An 18,600-nucleotide genomic window follows, 5' to 3' on the forward strand; every position below is an offset into this window, starting at 1 on the left:
AATATTGATGATGGAACAGCATCAAACACTGAAACTTCAAAACAAAGTGGTAAAAGAAGCAGTTGAGTGGATTTTATGGATTGGCGGAGCAGTGCTTATTGCTCTTGTCCTGCGCGCATATGTCTTTTCACTTGTAATTGTTCCAACAGGGTCAATGCTCAATACAATTCAGTTAAATGATAAGCTTTTTGTGTATAAGCTTGGGTATGTTCTTCATATAGAAGATGTCAAAAGAGGAGACATTGTAGTTTTCAAGTATCCAGACGATAGGAAAACTTTATATGTCAAAAGAGTTATAGGACTTCCTGGCGACACAATCGAGATAAAAGATGGTGTTTTGTACATCAATGGTAAAGTCTACAAAGAAAATTATCTGAAAGAACCCATGGTAGGAAGCTTTGGACCTTACAAAGTTCCGCCCGGACACTATTTCATGATGGGTGATAACAGGAACGACTCTCACGACAGCCGGTTTTGGGAACATAAGTATGTTCCAAGAGATGATATTATAGGCAAGGTAGTTTTCAGAGTTTGGCCACTCAGCCGCGCAGGAGTATTGAAATAGATAAAGATCAAAAATTTATGAGCGTAATCAATATATTTTAATAAATTGATTTCTGAAAAATTTAAGTGATTTCGGAGGGTTGATTTTAAGTTATGAACGATGTTTTCCATGAACAGCTGATTGTCAGAAAAAAGACCTCTGGTGAAAAGGCAAAACAAGTACTGATTATTGTTGGCGGGGTATTGGTTGGACTTATCACATTTTTAATCCCAGTTTTAAATACCTTGGGACCAGTTTTATTAGTTCTTACTATCTGGGGTGCAGTTTATCTTTCGAGAAACTATAACATTGAATTCGAATACGCAGTAACAAACCACTATCTTGACATAGACAAGATAATTGCTCAGAGAAAACGAAGTAGGGTGGTGTCTTTGGACATCCGAAAGATTGACTATTTTATTTCTTCGAAAGACTCAAGTATGTTCAACGCTCAAAAAAACGACAAGAGTATTGTCCAGTCATTTGACTGCACATCAAACAGCGGCGATGAGAATGTATATGCCATTGTTGCCAATGTAGAAGGCAAAAAAACAAGAATATTGTTTGAGCCGAACGAAGAGATAGTTCAGGCAATAAACAAGTTCTTCCAGAAAAAGCCTTACCAAATTTATAGATAAAAAATTTTCCAAAGGAGATTGAGATTGAGATGGCATTTGAAGATAAAATAATCAAAGAGGCACTGACATTTGATGATGTTTTGCTTGTACCTCAGTACAGTGAGGTTTTGCCAAAGGATGTGGATGTGTCAACTTATCTTACAAAGACGATAAAACTCAACATTCCCCTTATGTCAGCCGGTATGGACACTGTGACAGAATCACGCATGGCAATTGCCATTGCCCGTGAGGGTGGAATTGGTGTTATCCACAAGAATATGACAGTGGAAGAACAAGCAAGCGAGGTAGACAAGGTAAAAAGGTCTGAACATGGTGTAATAGTTGATCCATTCTATTTGTCTCCTGAAAATAAAATATATGAAGCAATGGAGCTGATGGCAAAGTATCGCATTTCAGGTGTTCCAATAACTGTAAACGGCAAACTTGTTGGTATCATTACAAACAGGGATATCAGATTTGAGACAGATTATTCAAAGCCAATCAAGGATGTTATGACGGCAAGTAACCTTATTACCGCAAAGGAAGGCATCACCTTAGAAGAAGCAAAGGAGATCATGAAAAAGCACAAAATAGAAAAGCTTCCTATTGTTGATGATGATGGGAATCTAAAAGGTCTTATCACCATAAAAGATATTGAAAAAGCAGTAAAGTACCCAAATGCAGCAAAGGACAGCAAAGGCAGGCTTCTGTGTGCTGCTGCTGTGGGTGTGTCAAGAGACACAGATGAGCGTGTTGATGCTCTTGTTAAAGCTCAGGTTGATGTGATTGTTGTTGACACAGCTCACGGGCATTCAAAAGGTGTAATTGAAACAGTAAAGAAAATTAAATCAAGGTATCCAAACATTCAGGTTGTTGCGGGCAATATTGCAACGGCTGAGGCAGCCCGTGATTTGATTGAAGCTGGTGCTGACTGTGTGAAGGTTGGAATTGGGCCTGGGTCTATCTGTACAACAAGGGTTGTTGCAGGCATTGGTGTGCCGCAGATAACTGCCATAATGGATGTGGCTAAAGTTGCAAAAGAATATGGTATTCCTGTTATTGCTGATGGTGGAATTAGGTATTCGGGGGACATAACAAAGGCGCTGGCAGCTGGTGCTGATGTTGTTATGATAGGGAGCCTTTTTGCAGGATGTGAAGAAAGTCCTGGTGAGTGTGAGATTTACCAGGGACGAAGGTTTAAGGTTTATAGAGGCATGGGTTCGCTTTCAGCAATGAAAGCAGGAAGCAAGGATAGATATTTCCAGGAAGATGCTTCAAAACTTGTTCCTGAAGGGGTTGAGGGTAGAGTTCCATATAAAGGTCCGCTTGAAGACACTGTTTTCCAGCTCATTGGCGGTTTGAAATCTGGTATGGGTTATTGTGGAGCAAGAACCATAAAAGAGCTTCAGCAGAAGGCAAAGTTTGTCAAGGTTACTCAGGCTGGTGTCAGAGAAAGCCATCCGCACGACATCTATATCACAAAAGAAGCACCAAACTATTCCGTTCATGTTGAGTAGTCAGAAGTTTTGAATAGGGGAGGAAAGTTGTTTTGGAGTTTGTAGAAAAATATCTTGAAAATGGTTTGGAGCTTGTTAAGATATATTCAAAGACAAAAAGTTCATATTTCACAGTTGCACCCGAGCGGGGTGCAATTGTTGTTTTACTCAATCTTTCCGGCAAAGAAATTCTTTATTTGAATGAAGCGACCCTTTTTGACAGAACAAAAAACATAAGAGGCGGAATACCAGTTTTGTTCCCGATATGTGGCAGAGTTGTGGACGGCAAGATTTTTTTCAAAGGTCAAGAGTTTGAGATGAAAAATCACGGGTTTGCAAGAGACAGCAGTTTTAACATAGCGGGGTATATTGACATGCCAGATAAAAATGGTATAGCCTTGAGGCTTTCAAGCAGTGAGTTTACAAAAAAGTTTTATCCGTACGACTTTGAATTTGTAATGCAATATCTAATTGATGATGAAATGTTTGAAGTAAAAATGATTGTGAAAAACGAGGATAGCAGTATAATGCCTTTTTATGCTGGATTTCATCCATACTTTTTGTGTAATAAGGATGAATTTACTCTCAAGCTTGAATGTGAAAAGTGCTTTGACGATGTTGAGAAGAGATTTATTGATCTTCAGGATTTCAAAGAGATTGATTTTTCAAAACCTGAGGTAAATCTTGACTTTTTGGATGTAGGAAGTAGCGAAGTTGAAATTACTCTTGACAGAGATAAAAAAATAGTGCTTTTGAAAGATGAGAATTTCAAAAACATAGTAGTTTGGTCTTTAAAAGATTTTGACTTTGTATGTGTTGAGCCTTGGATGGGCGAGCATGAAGGATATATCAATAACAAGTTTTATTACTTAGAGCCAGGAGCAATCTTTGAAGGATGGTTTGCAATTAAACTTGCAAATGAGTGATTAAAAAAGGCGGGGATTAAAACGTTGGTCGATAAAAAAATTGCATATGAAAAACTTGGAAGGCTAAAAGAAATTATAAAGGGCTATGAAAGTGTGCTTGTTGCGTTTTCGGGGGGAGTTGACTCTACATTTTTGTTAAAGGTTTCGTTTGATGTTTTGGGCGACAAAGTCATCGCAGTATTTTCAAGTTCAGTTTTGAGTCCGCAAAGGGAAAAGGAAGATGCAGAAAAAATTGCAAAAGATATTGGTGCAAAACTGATTGTTATAGAGAGAGATGTTTTTTCAAACGGTGATTTTATGAAAAATGATAGACTCAGATGCTATTATTGTAAGAAAGATTTAGTAAAAAGATTAAAAGTATTGAAAGAAGAATTAAATCTAAACGAAATAGTTGAAGGTTCAAATATAGATGACCTTCAGGATTTCAGGCCTGGAAGAAAAGCACTTGAGGAAGAAGGTATCAAAAGCCCCCTGTTTGAAGCAGGACTAACAAAAGAGGAGATAAGGTATTTGTCGAAAGAGTTTGGGCTTTCCACATATCAAAAACATTCTTCTGCATGTTTGGTTACAAGAATTCCATATGGTGATGAAATTACATTGGAAAAACTTCAAATGATAGAAAAGGCGGAAGATTATTTGGTTCAAAAAGGATTTTCACAGGTGAGAGTAAGACATCACGGAGCTGTTGCGCGAATTGAGGTTGCAAAAGAGGAACTTTCAAAATTTTTCGACACAAAACTACTTGATGAAGTTTCAAACGTTTTGAAAGCTTTGGGATTTAAGTATGTGACGCTTGACCTTTCTGGTTACAGGACAGGAAGCATGAACTGATTTGACACGAAAGGAAGAAGGTAGAAAATGGATGTAAGAAGAATACTTGAGAATGTCAAAGAGGGCAAAATTTCGGTTGACGAGGCACTGAAAGTTTTTGCCAAGATGCCGTTTGAAGACATTGACTTTGCAAAGATTGACCATCACCGCAAGCTCAGACAGGGTATGTCTGAGGTCATCTTTTGTGAAGGGAAGACAAAAGAGCAGGTTTTAAAGATTTTTGGGAGGATGATTGAAAGAGGAGAAGTAAACATTATTGGCACAAGGGCAAGCAGAGAGCAGTATGAATACTTGAGAGAACATCTAAAAGATGATGTGGTATATTATGAAACAGGTAAAATTATCTGTGCAAAGAGGGTTGAGATTATCAAAAATCCGAAAGGACACGTTGCTGTTGTGTCTGCTGGAACTGCCGATTTAAAAGTGGCGGAAGAAGCAGCTATAGTTTTAGAGATTTTAGGGAACAATGTAAAGAGAATGTACGATGTTGGTGTTGCAGGAATACACAGACTGTTTGCCCATCTTGAAGAGATTCAGTCAGCCAACGCAGTTGTTGCAGTTGCCGGTATGGAAGGTGCACTTGCGTCAGTTGTTGCTGGGCTTGTTTCAAAACCTGTTATTGCTGTTCCAACATCTGTTGGTTATGGCGCAAATTTTAAGGGGCTTTCAGCCCTTCTTACCATGCTAAACTCGTGTGCAAACGGTGTTTGTGTGGTCAATATTGACAATGGATTTGGTGCAGCCATTGTTGCACATATGATAAACTCACTTGCAAATCAGAACTTGTAAAGAGGGAAGAAAAAGAGGAGGATAAATTTTATGATTCTCTATTTTGATGCAATTTCAGGTGTTGCAGGTGATATGCTTGTTGCATCACTGATTGATTGCGGAGTTGATTTTGAATATATAAAATCAAATATTTCACTTTTAAAGCTTAACGTAGAGCTTTCTGTTGAGGAGAAGTTTGTAAATGGTATTAAGGCAAAAAGGTTTATAGTAAATACTAATTCACATAGCCATGAACATCACAGCGATAGCACCCATCATCACAGAACTTTTAAAGATATAAAAAAGATGCTGATAGAAAGCTCTTTGCCAGAGACTGTAAAAGAGATGTCGATAAAAATATTTGAGAAGATAGCTTTAGCAGAAGCAAAAGTTCATGGTAAAGAAATGGAAGATGTTTCTTTCCACGAAGTTGGAGCAGATGATTCAATAGTTGATATTGTTGCATTTTCTCTTTGCATAGAGTATTTAAAACCAGAAAAGATAATCTTTTCACCTCTTTGTGACGGCAGAGGATTTACAAAATCAATGCACGGCATTATTCCCGTGCCAGCACCAGCTGTTTTAGAGATTGCAAGGCAAAATAGCATTCCAATTTCTACAAATGATATTGAATCTGAGCTTATAACTCCAACAGGCATTGGGATTGCAGCAGCAGTGGCAAGCTCCTTTTCTCAAATGCCAAATATAACCATCGAAAAGATTGGGTATGGGGCAGGAACAAAAGAACTTCCTATTCCTAATGTTGTGAGAGCTATAGTTGGAAAAAAAAACTGAATTTTGATGGTGATTATTTTGAGATATTTGCAAACATTGATGATATGACAGGTGAGCATCTTTCGCTTGCACTTGAGAAGATAATGCAAAGCGGAGCTTTGGATGTCTATTTTACTCCAATTTATATGAAAAAAGGTAGACCTGCTTACAAGATTGGAGTAATTACAAAAGCAAAGAACTTTGATAATGTTGTCTATGCAATCTTTCGCTGGACATCTACGATTGGTGTGAGATTTGTAAAAATGCAGAGAATAGAGATGGAAAGATATGAAAAGATAATTCAAGACAACCCTGAACTAAGATTAAAGATAAGCTCTTACGAAGATATTAAAAGAATCAAATTAGAATTTGAAGATATTAAAAAGTTAACTGAATAAAAAAGGGGCAATCCAAAAGAGCAGAGTTGGAAAGCCCCTTTTTTGTTGAGCTTTTTAAACATTGAACCTGAATATTACCACATCACCATCTTGCATGACATAATCTTTTCCTTCTGACCTGACAAGCCCTTTTTCTTTTGCCTGGGCAAAACCGCCACACTCTACCAGCACTTCAAACGGTACAACTTCAGCTCTTATAAATCCTTTTTCGAAATCACTGTGGATTTTACCAGCTGCCTGTGGCGCTTTTGTACCTTTTTTGATAGTCCATGCTCTTACTTCTTTTTCACCAGCTGTCAAAAACGAAATCAGCCCTAACAGTTTATATCCTGCTTGAATTAAATTGTCAAGTCCAGATTTTTCAATTCCGAGTTCTTTTAAGAATTCCTTTTTTTCTTCATCTGGCAACGCAGCAATTTCTTCTTCAATTTTAGCGCAGATAACAATTACTTCTGACCCTTCTTCTGCTGCAATTTCCTTTATTATTTTTACATATTCGTTTTCTTTTCCAATATCATTTTCAGAGATGTTTGCTGCATAGATTGTGGGTTTGAATGTAAGAAGGTTCAAAGAGTTTACAAATTTCAAATCATCTTCATCATCGAATTTGAGCGTTCTTGCCATTTTGCCACTTTCCAATGTAGAATAAATCTTTTCCATGATTTCAACTTCATGTGCTGCTTCTTTGTTGTTTTTTGCAAGTTTTCTTGTCTTGTCAAGCCTTCTTTCCAGCATTTCCATATCGGCAAATATTAACTCTAAATTGATTGTTTCAATATCTCTTCTTGGGTTCACGCTTCCTTCCACGTGGACTATATCAGTATCATCAAAACAGCGAACAACATGAACAATTGCGTCAACCTCTCTTATATGAGACAAAAACTTATTGCCAAGGCCTTCACCTTTACTTGCACCTTTTACAAGTCCTGCAATGTCAACAAATTCAATAAAAGCAGGTGTAACCTTTTCAGGATTATATATTCTGGCAAGTATATCTAATCTTTCATCAGGTACTGCAACGACACCAACGTTGGGTTCAATTGTACAAAACGGATAATTTGCAGCTTCTGCACCTGCTTTTGTTATTGCATTGAACAGAGTGCTTTTGCCTACATTAGGAAGTCCAACAATACCAAGTCGCATTTTTCTTTTTTGCCCCCTATGAAAATCTTTTGTTTTTTACAAATAAACAGTATAGAATAATTTTTGTCAAAAATCAATTTAGATATTGTGCAAAATAAAAACACCACCCTGTAAATAAACTTTAACACTTTTTTAAGGTGGTGTTCATATAGTTAAAAAAGTTAATCTTTTTTAAGTTTTTTGCCGATTATCATTCCAATTATCATACCCTTGAAAAGTCCTGTAAGATAAGAGCCGAGCATACACAGCATATTCTTTTTTGCCTTGAGCATGTGGAATTTAGCCCTTTGAGGATTATATAGCTTTCTTTTTCTGACCATTTTTAATCTCCCCCTCATTACTATTAATTTGTACAAATCAAGAGGGGGATTATACATTATCATATTCTCTATATTTTTGCAAATTCATTAGCACTTTTTGCACATAGTTTACAGTTTCATCAAAAGGTGGAATTCCACCAAACTTTAAAACATTTGCTGGACCTGCATTGTAAGCTGCCAGAGCAAGTTCAATGTTACCATCGAATTGTTCAATCTTTTCCTTCAAATATCTTATACCACCATCTAAGTTTTCAATAGGGTCATATGGATTTACACCAAGAGATTTTGCGGTTTGAGGCATAAGCTGCATAAGACCAATTGCGCCAGCCTTAGAGACTGCATCTTGGCGAAAACCTGATTCTGCTTCGATAACACTTAAAACCAGGCTTGGCAAAACTCCATATTGTTTTGCCTTTTGTGTTGCAATAAGTATTATATCATCTTTGCTCAAATTATTAATTGAATTTCTAAAAGAATAACTTGAACTTTTCAGATTATAACTGTTCTGGATTCTAATATTTGAAACTTGCAAAGAAGCTCCAGAAATAGGTATATTACTTTCTACATTAGTTGTTTGAATAGCATTTTCAAAACTTTGGGCAAAAATTTCCTTGAAATTCTGAGGGAGGTTAGTTTTGTTTGACATTCGTTGTGCTATTTGTGAAAATTTCTGTGCAATTAAATCCTGAACGTTATAAATTGTCATAACAAAATCCCCTCATGTAATTTTATTTTTAAAAACTTTAGCATTCAAGATTCATATATTGAAGTTTCACATGATCAAGCTGTTTTACATCATTTTCAAATGCCTTTATCTCATCCTCTGTTGCCTGCATGTGCAAGATGATAAGTCCCTGGTTTGAACAGCTCTCACCTGCTTCATGAATTCCAAGTCTTGTTTTGATAATACATCCATGTTTTGTTAAAATCTCCTGAAGTTTTGGAGCATCATGAAGTCTGTTATCAACTAAAATTGCAGCAATAAAAGTTTTACACATTTTAAAAAACCTCCCTTTATTTTTATAATCGATATTTTGAAAGCTCTTCTTTAAACACGTTTGAAAGATTTTCAAGGTCAGCAACCTTGTTCAAGAGTTCTTTTATACTCTCTGCATACATAGAGATTGAAGCTGCCATCTCCTGGGCAGATGCAGAGTTCTCTTGAGATATTGCTGAAAGTGATGTAATTGATTCAAATACGTTTGAAATTCTTTCTGCTTCCTGAGACAATGACTCAATTTGCAAAATTAAAGTTTCCACTACATTTGATATTCTTTCAATGTTTTGGCTGTTTTTATTCACAACATCATTTAAAGTAGATTCACTCTTTGTAAGCTTTTCAAACTGCTGAGTTAAAGTGCTTGAAAGAGTTTCAATCTCTTCAACAAAAGTTTTAAGATTTTTATTGATTGTCTTTGCGAATGACATTGTGCTATCTGCAAGCTTTCTTATCTCATCTGCAACAACGGCAAATCCTACACCAACATTTCCAGCCCTTGCAGCTTCAATTGATGCATTGAGTGCAAGCATGTTAATCTGGTTTGAGATCTCTGCAACTGTTGATGTTATCTTCATAACCTCATTTGCCTCTTCAGAAAGTTTGCTGCCTTTTTGAACAATCTCAGAGAACTCTGTGCTAATTATGTTTATATCTTTTGCAGCCTCACTAATATCCTTTCCAGAATTATTTAGTGTTTGATTGACATCCGTCAAAATATCTTTTGTCTGAGTTTGCTGGGATACAATTTGTTTTAAATTTTCAATGTTTTCATTTAAAGTTGTTACAGCTTTTTCAATCTCTTCTGCCTGATGGACAGCACCTTGTGCAACATCATTTACGATACCAGAGACTGAATCTGAAAGACTTTTCATCTTGTCAGCAATCTCTTTTATATTTTTGGAGAAGTTAAATATCTCATCACTACCGCCTTTTAATAATAACAAATCTTTTTTAACAGAAGATTTTGTAGTTGCTAACATTTTTGCAAAGTTTTCTAATTTGTCATTTGTCTTTATAATCAGTGAACCGCTGAAGTCCAAGTTCTTGAGAGCGTTTAACTCATCATAAATAGGTTTTAGAGGTCTTAGTATAAAAAATGCAGCAACAAATGTTGTTACAAATGTGAGACCTGCCGTAAGAAGATGATTAGCATATTCAGATTTATTCGAATCAAGTATAAAGCTCAGAACAATTACAGCAATACTTGAGAATATAGAAATTTTAAACTCTAAGGATCTTATAAACCCTAAGCCTGCTATTATGTTAAAATAAGCTTTTTTGATCTTTCGATTTGTTTTTTCAAATCTAATCCTGATTTTTAAGTGATAAAATCCCTCTTCATCTTTGTACCTTTCAAACTCTCCAAAATCCAGTTTTTCATTGAAAAATTCAGCACTTCCTTCAAGAAGACCAAGAAAATAATCATAAAATCCTCTTTTGGATATATATGTTATGTAGGCTTCATTTGGCGATATCTCTTCAAAAATTATTCTGGGTGGTTTTGCACCTTTTATCATTCTGGTAAGCTGGCTGTGGACATCATCCATGTATTCTAAAAAGCCTTTTAATGAGAGCCTTTGAAAATATGAAGGGAACCATTTACTAAAAGTTCTTATATTATTTTTACCAATCTCTCTCCACATCTGCGAAGGGGTGATGTTTGCCTTTTCGCACGCCTTTTCAATCATCTTGTGAACAAGCTCATCATCGATATCATCTGTGGGTGAAATTATCGCTGATTCGTCAAGTCCCATACCCTGCCTTGCATACTTTTTGATATCCTCTCCCCATATATTTCCAATTGTTTCAAGCCAGGTTAAAACAACAGTTCCTTTCAAGCTTTCATTTCCCCTTTCTAAAAAGTGCGATATATTAAAATAATACCACAAAAAATGAAAAAGAGCACAACTTTTATGTGCTCTTTTCAATTCTTCTCTTTGCTTCGCTTTCAATTAGCCTATCTAAGAATATAGATTTTTCAAACACTTCTTTTCGTGCGATGATGCCTTTGTCAACCAAAACTTCAATCAGCGAGGTTATCATCAAAGTAGTCTTATAGTCAACCTCTTTGAGTTGTGAAATTTGAGATAAAATATCAATTGACCCTTTCATTTAACCTCAATACCTCTCCCTCTATATAAAAATTTTAATTGCTATCATTTTGATTATTGGCTAAAATGTAATTAGCTATACATTTGGTTGATTTGGGGGTATGTTGAAATGAACTATTTATGGCTAATATTCGGACTTTTATCAGCTCTGTTTGCTTCTCTTGTTGCAATATTTGGAAAGATTGGTCTAAAAGGCATTGATACGAACGTTGCAACAGCTATAAGAGCTGTGATTATGGCACTTTTTTTAATCGTTGTAGTTGCGTTCCAGGGGAGACTAAACAAGGTTGGGGAGATCTTAGGTGATAAAAAGGCTATTTTGTTTATTGTGTTAAGTGGTGTTGCAGGAGCTATGTCATGGCTTTTTTATTTTCTGGCTCTTAAAAATGGAAAGGTTCAGCAGGTTGCGCCAATCGACAGGCTTTCGGTTGTGTTTGCAATTGTACTTGCTGCCATTTTTCTTGGTGAGAAGATTTCATTTTACACAGCAATTGGAGTGCTGCTAATTGCCGCAGGTTCTATATTTGTTGCGCTGGGGTAAAAGATTATTCAATATAATAATATCATTTTACAGATTTTAGAGAACAAGCTTTGAGACTTTTAAGAGGGGAAAGACAACATTATGAAAACCTGCTTTATAGTCAACACTTCTTTGGAAAAGGGACTTCCTATTTATCTCAAAAGTGTAGGATACAACCGGTCTCAAGAACATATTATTCGAAAGAATGGGCATCCGGATTTTCATTATCTTCACACCGCACACGGTAGTGGAGTTTTGATTGTTGATGGGAAGGAATACATTGTTGATGAGTCTGTGGCATTTTTCTTGTGGCCAGGTGTTCCTCATGAATATTATGCTTTATCTTCCGGATGGTCAACAGTGTGGCTTACTTTTAATGGACCTGCCTCTGAGATGATATTAAAAACCATGGGAATAAAACCTTTTGAAATATTTAAACTCTCAAGCAAGCAGTATTTGGAAGGCATTTTAGAAGCTATTTCAAATAAAGCATCATTTTACAATTATATTATGTCAATTGAGTGTTCACAGCTCATTTATAGCTTCATCCTTCACATGGCATTAAATCTGCAAAATAAAATTGAGAGAAATTTTGAGAGCAACTATTTAAAGCTACTCCCAATCTTGAAATATATTGAAGAAAATTATTCCAAGAACATCACCTTAGATGAGCTTTCAAAGCTGATTGGTCTTTCACCACAGCATCTTTGTTCAGTTTTCAAAAAGACTTTTCAAACAACCCCTTACGAGTACTTGATAAGAATTAGAATTCAGAAAGCAAAAGAACTTTTGATAAAAAACCCGATGGTTCAAATAAAAGAAGTGTGTTATGATGTTGGATTCAAAAATCCAAGTTATTTTTGCTATATGTTCAAAAAGCTGGAGGGGATAACTCCGATGCAATTCAAAAGGCTTTTTGGATAAAAATTTTTTTAAAGGCAACATAACATTTGTAAAAGTGAAGCGTTATATAAAATAGAGCTTAAAAACAATAAAAAAGATGCTATGTAGGAGGGGATATAATTGAAAATAAAAAACAAAAAGATTATGGCTGGGGGTTTGGCAAGTTTACTATTACTATCAACTTTTTTGGTATTTTTCACATTTAAAGTTGATGCATCATCAGCATCTTCTCAACCAAAAACAGAGATTACTGTAAAAGGACAGGCATCGGTGTATGTAGAACCTGACATAGCCATTTTGACATTTGGAGTTTTGAGTGAAGATGTCAGTGCAGATGTTGCATATTCTCAGACCTCAGCAAAGATTAACAAAACTATTGAAGCAGTAAAAAGACTTGGAATTGACTCAAAGGATATAAAGACGCTAAGGATAAATGTTTATCCAAAATATTCTTACAACAAAGATAACGGTACCTCAAAGATAGTTGGATTTTATGCCTCAACTGATTTAACAATAACTGTAAGAAATCTTTTTATTGTTGGCAAAGTAATTGATATTGCATTTAAAAACGGTGTAAATACATTCAGCAATTTAACATTTGATATATCAAACTCATCACCTTATTACAATCAAGCATTATCAAAAGCACTCGAAAATGCAAAACAAAAGGCAGCAACAATTGCAAAAGGGCTTGGCATAAGCCTTGGCAAGCCAAAATCTGTTACTGAGAATAGCTATGTGAACACTCCTCCTATTGTCTACTACAAGGCAGAAGCTATGACTTCTTCAACATCAACCCAAATTCAGCCTGGAACAATTGAGATAAAGGCAGAGGTAACATTGGTATATTAAGATTTTCTAAAATATATGTAAAAAGGCGGCAAGTACAAAACTGCCGCCTTTTTAAGTAGTTTTAAGAGCTTTAGAGATTTCTGTTTATAAAGTTTACAAAGTCACTCTTAGGCCTTGCACCAATAATCTTGTCAACTGCCTTGCCGTTTTTGAACAGCATTATTGTCGGAATGCTCATAATCCTAAAAGCATATGCTATGTCACCATAATCGTCAACATTGAGCTTTGCGAATTTTACTTTTCCTGCATATTCCTGAGCAAGCTCTTCTATAACGGGTGCAACCATTCTACACGGGCCACACCACGCTGCCCAGAAATCAACAACAACAGGAATATCTGATTGCAAGACCTCTCTTTCAAAGTTTTCACTTGTTAAAGTTACAATGTTATCTGCCATCTTAATCACATCTCCTTTCAATTTTTATATATACCCATTTTTATTTATTTGATAAACCTTAATAAGGTTTCAATCAGCTCATCAATGCTTTTTTCATTTTCAGTATTTTTGTACTCAGCAATGCATGACTTTGAATACTTTTCAAGTATGATTGCTCCCACCTTGTTGAGTGCAGCTTTTACAGCTGCAATCTGTGTCAAAACATCGTTGCAAGATTTGTCATTCTCAATCATCTTCTGGATACCCTTAATCTGTCCTTCAATCTTTCGAAGTCTCAAGAGTAGATTTTCTTTTTCCTTGCTCAGTTCATCCACTTTCAAACCCTCCCTATACCATATACCCCTATCACTTATTTATTATACCCTCTTTTTTTATTTTGTCAACATGATTTTAAAAGTAATTTTTGAAAAAAGATTTTTCTAATAAACATTAGATTTTAGGAGATAATTAAAGATATAATCTATTTTGTTCAGAAAAATAGGCAATATTATTAAAATTTGAGCTAAAACTGTCGAAAATAAACTTCATTAAAAATTGACAAGTATTCACAAAATGATATAATCTAAAATCAAGGAAGGTCAAAGTAAAACAAATCAGGGTATAAAGTCAAAGTCTCATGTCGTCGGTGGGTTTCCAGCGGTTTTGTGGGTAAGGTATAAGTAAAAGTGGCAGTGGGAAAAATAATTTTAGCTACAAACTAAATATTTTTTGAGAAGGAGGGATTGAAATGGCTATAAAGCCAGTGTTTGTAAGCACATATCCTCCGAGAGAATGTGGCATTGCCACTTTTACACAGGATTTGGTAAATGCAATTGAAAAATATAATGATGTAAGACGTTGTTATATAATTGCTCTGAGCAAAGACAAGCATATTTATGACAATAGAGTGCTATATGATATTAATCAGGATAAATTTTCAAATTATGTAAAAGCAGCTAATCTTGTTAATATGTCGGACATTGATGTTGTGGTAATTGAGCATGAATATGGGATATTTGGCGGGGAGGATGGAGATTATATAATCCCATTTGTGAAGCTTATCAAAAAACCAATCATTACAACATTCCACACAGTTTTAAAAAACCCAACTGCAAAACAATTTGAGGTACTGAAAAAGTTGGCGGATGCAAGTTTCAAGGTCATTACAATGGCTAAAACCACCAAGGATATTCTCATGGAAGTGTATGACATAGAAGAAGAAAAGATTGAAATTGTTCACCATGGTGTACCATATATGGAACTAGAAGATAGAGAGACTTTGAAAGAAAAGTATGGATTAAAAGGTAGAAAAGTGATATCCACGTTTGGACTTATTAGCCCTGGCAAGGGTTTAGAGTATGCAATTGAAGCAATGAACAAGGTACGAAAAGAATTTCCAGAGGCTGTGTATCTGATTTTAGGTCAAACACATCCAAATATTAAAAGAATAAAAGGTGAAGAATATAGAGAAAAACTTATGAATATGGTAAAAGAATTAAAGTTAGAAAACAACGTCCAGTTTGTTGATAAATATCTAACAAAAGTAGAAATAATGGAGTATTTGCGCCTGAGCGATATTTACCTGACTCCTTACATAGGGAGGGAGCAGGCAGTATCAGGTACGCTCGCATATGCTATCGGTTCTGGCAAGGCTATAGTTTCGACACCATACACCTATGCTCAAGAGATGCTTTCAGATGGCAGAGGTGTTCTTGTAGAGTTTGAAGATGCACAGTCCATTGCAGAAGGTATTTTAATGCTTTTGAGAGATGAGAATCTCAGAAAAGAGATCGAAAGAAAAACCTTAGAGATTGGGAAAGACATGTACTGGCACAATGTTGCAAAGAGAATGATAGATATATTCTATGATGTTGTTGAAATAAACAAGAAGGTTGGGGTGATAGCATGAAAAGAGGAATAAAGCGTCTTGCCCTTCCTTCTTTGAACACAAAACATCTTTTTAGAATGACAGACTCAACGGGAATTTTGCAGCACGCTAAATTCTCAGTCCCAAACTACAAAGAAGGATATACAACAGATGACAATGCAAGAGCGTTGATTGTTGCCTTGAGGCTGTATGAAAAGACAGGAGACAAATCTTACCTTGACCTTGTTTACAGATACATGGCATTTCTATATAATGCTTATACTGAAGATGGCTTTTTCAGAAATTTTATGAATTATTCAAGGGTGTTTCTGGACGAAAGAGGCACGGAAGATTGTTTTGCAAGGTCTTTGATTGCTCTTTCGTATGTTTACAGTTCTGAGGTACTTGATAGCTCTATTAAGGAACTTGCATATGTAATGTTAAAACGCTCACTCAGAAATGTTTTGCACCTCAGCTATCCAATTAGCATTGCATATGCAGTAGTTGCACTTTCGATATTGCATGACATAAAGGAGTTTTCAAGTGAGGCAAAGATGTACTTAGAAGCCCTTTCTGAAAAACTTTTAAACTTTTACCATAAACACTCAGACGAGAACTGGAAATGGTTTTCTGACAAGCTCACATATGCCAATGCAATAATTCCTTATGCTTTGTTTAGGTCTTTTGCAGTTACAGAAAAAGAAAAGTATTTAAAGGTTGCAAAAGAAGCTCTTGATTTTTTGTCTGGTATTTTATTTGAAAATGGCTTTTTGAGAGTTATAGGGAATAGAGGATGGTATGAAAAAGGGAAAGAACGTCCTTATTTTGATGAGCAACCAATTGATGCATGTGATTGTGTGATTGCCTATACTGAGGCTTATAAAATCACTGAAGAAAAAGAATACAAAGAAAAAGCTCTCAAAGCTTTCAAGTGGTTTTTAGGTGAAAATATTCACAAAACGCCTCTGTATGATGAAAAAACAGGAGGATGTAGAGACGGTATAGAAGAGGATGGCATTAACCAGAACCAGGGTGCAGAGTCTACCATTTGCTACCTCTTAGCACGGCTTTTCATTGAAGAGCTTGTTAAAAGTGAGGAAAAGAACAAAGAGGTTGTGTAAGTTTCTCACAACCTCTTTTTTTCTTCTAATTTTTTAAAAATTGGTGTATTTTGATTTTCTATGGTTGTTTTGAGATCGCTTTGACTATCTTCTTTGCTAAGATTCAAATAGTTTTGCAGTGTTTCAGTTATTCTTTCAATATCACTTGGCTTTTTCATTTCTTTTATTCCTGCCAGAAAGTGTTTGATATTATTATTGACAAAAATTATAATTGTTATTAGAAAGAAAAAGATAAATTTTGGGGAGAAAGGTTTTAGTGATTTCAAAGCGAATTGAAGAAATCATAAATCTTTTGGATAGGTGCAATACTCTTGCTGATATAGGATGTGACCACGGGTATGTTGCGGTAGAAGCTATCAAAAGAGAAATTGCAAATAAAGTCTTTGCAGTTGACATCAATTTTCATCCTCTTTTGAAAGCAAAAGAGCTTTCTAAGAAAGAAAATGTAGATGATAAAATAGAGTTTTTGCTTGGCAACGGATTTGACCCAATTGAAGAAGAAGTTGATGAAGCTGTTATAGCAGGAATGGGAGCGGAAAACATATGTAGTATTTTATCTGAAGCAAAAGATAGAATATCTAATACTACTTTGATATTACAGCCAATGAAAGATATTGAACTTTTGCGAAAATGGTTGTTTGAAAATGGTTTTGACATATTGAAAGAAAAGGTTGTAAAAGATAAAAACAGATTTTATGTTATTATAAAATCTACCTTCTTGCTGGATAAAATTTCTTTTACAGACAAAGATATTTACATTGGAAGATACATTATTGACAGAACAGAAGAAGGTTATGAATTTCTTTTGAAAATTAAGGAGAAAATGCAAAAAATATTTAAGATGAAAACAATAAATTTTTTGGACACCTCGCATGAAGAAAAGATTTTAACTATGCTTGAGGAGGAATTGAAAAAGTGGTAAGTGTTCAGGAAATAGTTTCTTTTCTAGAGACCTATTTTCCCAAGAAGCTTTCATACGAATGGGATAACTGCGGTCTTCAGGTTGGAAGTTTTTCAGACAAGGTAGATTCGATTTTAGTCTGTATTGATATAACCGAAGAGGTTATAAAAGAAGCATTAGAAGTTGGGGCAAAGCTTATAATTTCTCATCATCCTCTTATTTTTCAGGGAATTAAAAGCATAAAAGATGACACACCAGAAGGAAAGATTATTATAGATGCCATCAAGAACGGCATAAATATATACTCTGCTCACACCAGTGCAGATGTCTCAAAACACGGTATAAACCACTGGCTTGCCAAACTGTTAGGGCTTGAAAACATTGAAGGTTTGAGCATAAAACAAAAAAATGGGTATTATAAAGTTGTTGTGTATGTGCCTGTAGATTATGCTGAAAATGTTTTAGAGGCTATGGCAAATGAAGGTGCAGGTTTTGTTGGAAAATATAGTCACTGCTTTTTTGCAGTTGAAGGTGAAGGTACATTCAAGCCTCACGAAGGTGCAAATCCTTTTTTAGGTCAAGTAGGAAAGATAGAGAAGGTTAAAGAGGTGAGGCTTGAGAGTATAGTACCTGAGGATAAGCTCAAAAATGTGATAAAATCGATGTTAAAAGCTCATCCTTATGAAGAGGTCGCATATGACATATACAGGCTTGAAAATGAAATATCATATGAAAGTTTAGGAGTTGTTGGTAAAAGAGAAGTTTTAGCAAAAGAGCTTATTTTGGAGCTGAAAAAAAAGCTGAATCTTGACTTTGTAAAAGCAAGTATTCAAAAAGATGTTTTTAAAAAGATAGCCATTGTCAGTGGTTCTGGTAAGGACCTTATAAAAGATGCATATTTCAAAGGTGCAGACTGTCTTATCACAGGGGAAGTTGGTCATCACGGGATTTTGCTGGCAAAGTCACTATCCATGAGCATAATAGAGCTTGGTCATTATGAGAGTGAGAAGGTATTTGTGGATATAGTTTACAACCTTTTTGAGGACTTTAAGAAAAAAGATGAGCTGAAGATACACAAGTCCAAAATCAAAACCAGCTTTACAAATATTTACTAAATCTAAATTTCAAAATT

General features: G+C 35.3%; 24 protein-coding genes. 15 read left to right on the top strand and 9 right to left on the bottom strand.

From position 1 onward, the window contains the following. Positions 1-7: 7 nt before the first annotated feature. The 8 genes from lepB to larC2 all read left to right on the top strand — a co-directional run bounded on the left by lepB (position 8) and on the right by larC2 (position 6,354). Positions 8-565, top strand: a complete 558-nt coding sequence (lepB, locus tag COB47_RS04725) for a signal peptidase I (protein WP_013290246.1) — start codon at positions 8-10, stop codon at positions 563-565. A gap of 92 nt (positions 566-657) precedes the next feature. Then, positions 658-1,182: a DUF6106 family protein gene (locus COB47_RS04730; RefSeq protein WP_013290247.1), complete on the top strand. Its 525-nt coding sequence runs from the start codon at positions 658-660 to the stop codon at positions 1,180-1,182. A 29-nt stretch (positions 1,183-1,211) separates the two neighbouring features. Then, positions 1,212-2,678, top strand: coding sequence for an IMP dehydrogenase (gene guaB, locus COB47_RS04735; protein WP_013290248.1), 1,467 nt, complete (start codon positions 1,212-1,214; stop codon positions 2,676-2,678). A 32-nt stretch (positions 2,679-2,710) separates the two neighbouring features. Beyond that, the gene (locus COB47_RS04740) at positions 2,711-3,583 is read left to right on the top strand and encodes an aldose epimerase family protein (RefSeq protein ID WP_013290249.1); all 873 of its coding nucleotides are present in this window, start codon (positions 2,711-2,713) and stop codon (positions 3,581-3,583) included. 24 nt (positions 3,584-3,607) lie between these two features. After that, positions 3,608-4,414 (top strand): ATP-dependent sacrificial sulfur transferase LarE, encoded by an 807-nt coding sequence (gene larE, locus COB47_RS04745; protein ID WP_013290250.1) that lies wholly within the window; start codon positions 3,608-3,610, stop codon positions 4,412-4,414. A gap of 27 nt (positions 4,415-4,441) precedes the next feature. Further along, positions 4,442-5,203, top strand: a complete 762-nt coding sequence (larB, locus tag COB47_RS04750; RefSeq protein WP_013290251.1) for a nickel pincer cofactor biosynthesis protein LarB — start codon at positions 4,442-4,444, stop codon at positions 5,201-5,203. Positions 5,204-5,233: 30 nt separating this feature from the next. Beyond that, complete coding sequence (larC, locus tag COB47_RS12770) at positions 5,234-5,977, top strand: nickel pincer cofactor biosynthesis protein LarC (RefSeq protein ID WP_041742423.1); 744 nt, start codon at positions 5,234-5,236, stop codon at positions 5,975-5,977. Between the two features lie 44 nt (positions 5,978-6,021). Then, positions 6,022-6,354 carry a nickel pincer cofactor biosynthesis protein LarC2 gene (larC2, locus tag COB47_RS12775; RefSeq protein ID WP_041742706.1) on the top strand — a complete coding sequence of 111 codons (333 nt, stop codon included), beginning with the start codon at positions 6,022-6,024 and terminating at the stop codon, positions 6,352-6,354. A gap of 54 nt (positions 6,355-6,408) precedes the next feature. Here larC2 and ychF read toward each other — a convergent pair whose 3' ends face one another. From ychF to COB47_RS04785, 6 genes are all read right to left on the bottom strand, one after another. Further along, positions 6,409-7,497 (bottom strand): redox-regulated ATPase YchF, encoded by a 1,089-nt coding sequence (gene ychF / locus COB47_RS04765; RefSeq protein WP_013290252.1) that lies wholly within the window; start codon positions 7,495-7,497, stop codon positions 6,409-6,411. Between the two features lie 161 nt (positions 7,498-7,658). Further along, positions 7,659-7,817 carry a hypothetical protein gene (locus tag COB47_RS12280; protein WP_167317446.1) on the bottom strand — a complete coding sequence of 53 codons (159 nt, stop codon included), beginning with the start codon at positions 7,815-7,817 and terminating at the stop codon, positions 7,659-7,661. Positions 7,818-7,866: 49 nt separating this feature from the next. After that, the gene (locus COB47_RS04770; RefSeq protein ID WP_013290254.1) at positions 7,867-8,523 is read right to left on the bottom strand and encodes a lytic transglycosylase domain-containing protein; all 657 of its coding nucleotides are present in this window, start codon (positions 8,521-8,523) and stop codon (positions 7,867-7,869) included. 37 nt (positions 8,524-8,560) lie between these two features. After that, positions 8,561-8,815: a hypothetical protein gene (locus tag COB47_RS04775; protein ID WP_013290255.1), complete on the bottom strand. Its 255-nt coding sequence runs from the start codon at positions 8,813-8,815 to the stop codon at positions 8,561-8,563. Positions 8,816-8,837: 22 nt separating this feature from the next. Beyond that, complete coding sequence (locus COB47_RS04780) at positions 8,838-10,655, bottom strand: heme NO-binding domain-containing protein (protein ID WP_013290256.1); 1,818 nt, start codon at positions 10,653-10,655, stop codon at positions 8,838-8,840. A gap of 73 nt (positions 10,656-10,728) precedes the next feature. Continuing rightward, positions 10,729-10,929, bottom strand: a complete 201-nt coding sequence (locus tag COB47_RS04785) for a hypothetical protein (protein WP_013290257.1) — start codon at positions 10,927-10,929, stop codon at positions 10,729-10,731. A gap of 108 nt (positions 10,930-11,037) precedes the next feature. Between COB47_RS04785 and COB47_RS04790 the strand changes: the two genes are divergently transcribed. From COB47_RS04790 to COB47_RS04800, 3 genes are all read left to right on the top strand, one after another. Continuing rightward, positions 11,038-11,469: an EamA family transporter gene (locus COB47_RS04790; RefSeq protein WP_013290258.1), complete on the top strand. Its 432-nt coding sequence runs from the start codon at positions 11,038-11,040 to the stop codon at positions 11,467-11,469. An 81-nt stretch (positions 11,470-11,550) separates the two neighbouring features. After that, positions 11,551-12,372, top strand: a complete 822-nt coding sequence (locus COB47_RS04795) for a helix-turn-helix domain-containing protein (RefSeq protein ID WP_013290259.1) — start codon at positions 11,551-11,553, stop codon at positions 12,370-12,372. Between the two features lie 99 nt (positions 12,373-12,471). Continuing rightward, positions 12,472-13,203, top strand: coding sequence for an SIMPL domain-containing protein (locus COB47_RS04800; RefSeq protein WP_013290260.1), 732 nt, complete (start codon positions 12,472-12,474; stop codon positions 13,201-13,203). Positions 13,204-13,273: 70 nt separating this feature from the next. On the opposite strand, the gene trxA is transcribed toward COB47_RS04800, so the two are convergent. Both trxA and COB47_RS04810 read right to left on the bottom strand, forming a co-directional pair. Next, entirely contained in the window at positions 13,274-13,600 is a 327-nt protein-coding gene (gene trxA / locus COB47_RS04805) for a thioredoxin (RefSeq protein ID WP_013290261.1), read from the bottom strand. Positions 13,601-13,644: 44 nt separating this feature from the next. Next, positions 13,645-13,914 (bottom strand): metal-sensitive transcriptional regulator, encoded by a 270-nt coding sequence (locus COB47_RS04810; RefSeq protein ID WP_013290262.1) that lies wholly within the window; start codon positions 13,912-13,914, stop codon positions 13,645-13,647. Between the two features lie 413 nt (positions 13,915-14,327). On the opposite strand from COB47_RS04810, the gene COB47_RS04815 reads away from it, so the two are divergent. Next, a complete protein-coding gene (locus tag COB47_RS04815) occupies positions 14,328-15,488 on the top strand; it encodes a glycosyltransferase family 4 protein (RefSeq protein WP_013290263.1) in 1,161 nt (386 codons plus the stop codon). Continuing rightward, positions 15,485-16,567, top strand: coding sequence for a glycoside hydrolase family protein (locus COB47_RS04820; RefSeq protein ID WP_013290264.1), 1,083 nt, complete (start codon positions 15,485-15,487; stop codon positions 16,565-16,567). The genes COB47_RS04815 and COB47_RS04820 overlap by 4 nt, the downstream gene beginning before the upstream one ends. Before the next feature lie 5 nt (positions 16,568-16,572). Here the strand turns inward: COB47_RS04820 and COB47_RS12285 are convergent, their stop codons facing one another. Further along, positions 16,573-16,725 carry a hypothetical protein gene (locus COB47_RS12285; protein ID WP_013290265.1) on the bottom strand — a complete coding sequence of 51 codons (153 nt, stop codon included), beginning with the start codon at positions 16,723-16,725 and terminating at the stop codon, positions 16,573-16,575. A 98-nt stretch (positions 16,726-16,823) separates the two neighbouring features. Here COB47_RS12285 and COB47_RS04825 point away from each other — a divergent pair, with 98 nt between their 5' ends. Further along, positions 16,824-17,489: a tRNA (adenine(22)-N(1))-methyltransferase gene (locus COB47_RS04825; RefSeq protein ID WP_013290266.1), complete on the top strand. Its 666-nt coding sequence runs from the start codon at positions 16,824-16,826 to the stop codon at positions 17,487-17,489. Further along, a complete protein-coding gene (locus COB47_RS04830; RefSeq protein WP_013290267.1) occupies positions 17,483-18,583 on the top strand; it encodes a Nif3-like dinuclear metal center hexameric protein in 1,101 nt (366 codons plus the stop codon). The genes COB47_RS04825 and COB47_RS04830 overlap by 7 nt, the downstream gene beginning before the upstream one ends. The last annotated feature ends 17 nt before the right edge of the window (positions 18,584-18,600 follow it).

The organism is Caldicellulosiruptor obsidiansis OB47 (assembly GCF_000145215.1).
Classification (GTDB): domain Bacteria; phylum Bacillota; class Thermoanaerobacteria; order Caldicellulosiruptorales; family Caldicellulosiruptoraceae; genus Caldicellulosiruptor; species Caldicellulosiruptor obsidiansis.

What these genes read in the sequence shown, in the direction of transcription:
- lepB (WP_013290246.1), top strand. Translation starts at nt 8, where the DNA reads ATGATGGAACAGCATCAAACACTGAAACTTCAAAACAAAGTGGTAAAA.
- COB47_RS04730 (WP_013290247.1), top strand. Translation starts at nt 658, where the DNA reads ATGAACGATGTTTTCCATGAACAGCTGATTGTCAGAAAAAAGACCTCT.
- guaB (WP_013290248.1), top strand. Translation starts at nt 1,212, where the DNA reads ATGGCATTTGAAGATAAAATAATCAAAGAGGCACTGACATTTGATGAT.
- larB (WP_013290251.1), top strand. Translation starts at nt 4,442, where the DNA reads ATGGATGTAAGAAGAATACTTGAGAATGTCAAAGAGGGCAAAATTTCG.
- larC (WP_041742423.1), top strand. Translation starts at nt 5,234, where the DNA reads ATGATTCTCTATTTTGATGCAATTTCAGGTGTTGCAGGTGATATGCTT.
- larC2 (WP_041742706.1), top strand. Translation starts at nt 6,022, where the DNA reads ATGACAGGTGAGCATCTTTCGCTTGCACTTGAGAAGATAATGCAAAGC.
- ychF (WP_013290252.1), bottom strand. Translation starts at nt 7,497, where the DNA reads ATGCGACTTGGTATTGTTGGACTTCCTAATGTAGGCAAAAGCACTCTG.
- COB47_RS12280 (WP_167317446.1), bottom strand. Translation starts at nt 7,817, where the DNA reads ATGGTCAGAAAAAGAAAGCTATATAATCCTCAAAGGGCTAAATTCCAC.
- COB47_RS04770 (WP_013290254.1), bottom strand. Translation starts at nt 8,523, where the DNA reads ATGACAATTTATAACGTTCAGGATTTAATTGCACAGAAATTTTCACAA.
- COB47_RS04775 (WP_013290255.1), bottom strand. Translation starts at nt 8,815, where the DNA reads ATGTGTAAAACTTTTATTGCTGCAATTTTAGTTGATAACAGACTTCAT.
- COB47_RS04785 (WP_013290257.1), bottom strand. Translation starts at nt 10,929, where the DNA reads ATGAAAGGGTCAATTGATATTTTATCTCAAATTTCACAACTCAAAGAG.
- COB47_RS04790 (WP_013290258.1), top strand. Translation starts at nt 11,038, where the DNA reads ATGAACTATTTATGGCTAATATTCGGACTTTTATCAGCTCTGTTTGCT.
- COB47_RS04795 (WP_013290259.1), top strand. Translation starts at nt 11,551, where the DNA reads ATGAAAACCTGCTTTATAGTCAACACTTCTTTGGAAAAGGGACTTCCT.
- trxA (WP_013290261.1), bottom strand. Translation starts at nt 13,600, where the DNA reads ATGGCAGATAACATTGTAACTTTAACAAGTGAAAACTTTGAAAGAGAG.
- COB47_RS04815 (WP_013290263.1), top strand. Translation starts at nt 14,328, where the DNA reads ATGGCTATAAAGCCAGTGTTTGTAAGCACATATCCTCCGAGAGAATGT.
- COB47_RS04820 (WP_013290264.1), top strand. Translation starts at nt 15,485, where the DNA reads ATGAAAAGAGGAATAAAGCGTCTTGCCCTTCCTTCTTTGAACACAAAA.
- COB47_RS12285 (WP_013290265.1), bottom strand. Translation starts at nt 16,725, where the DNA reads ATGAAAAAGCCAAGTGATATTGAAAGAATAACTGAAACACTGCAAAAC.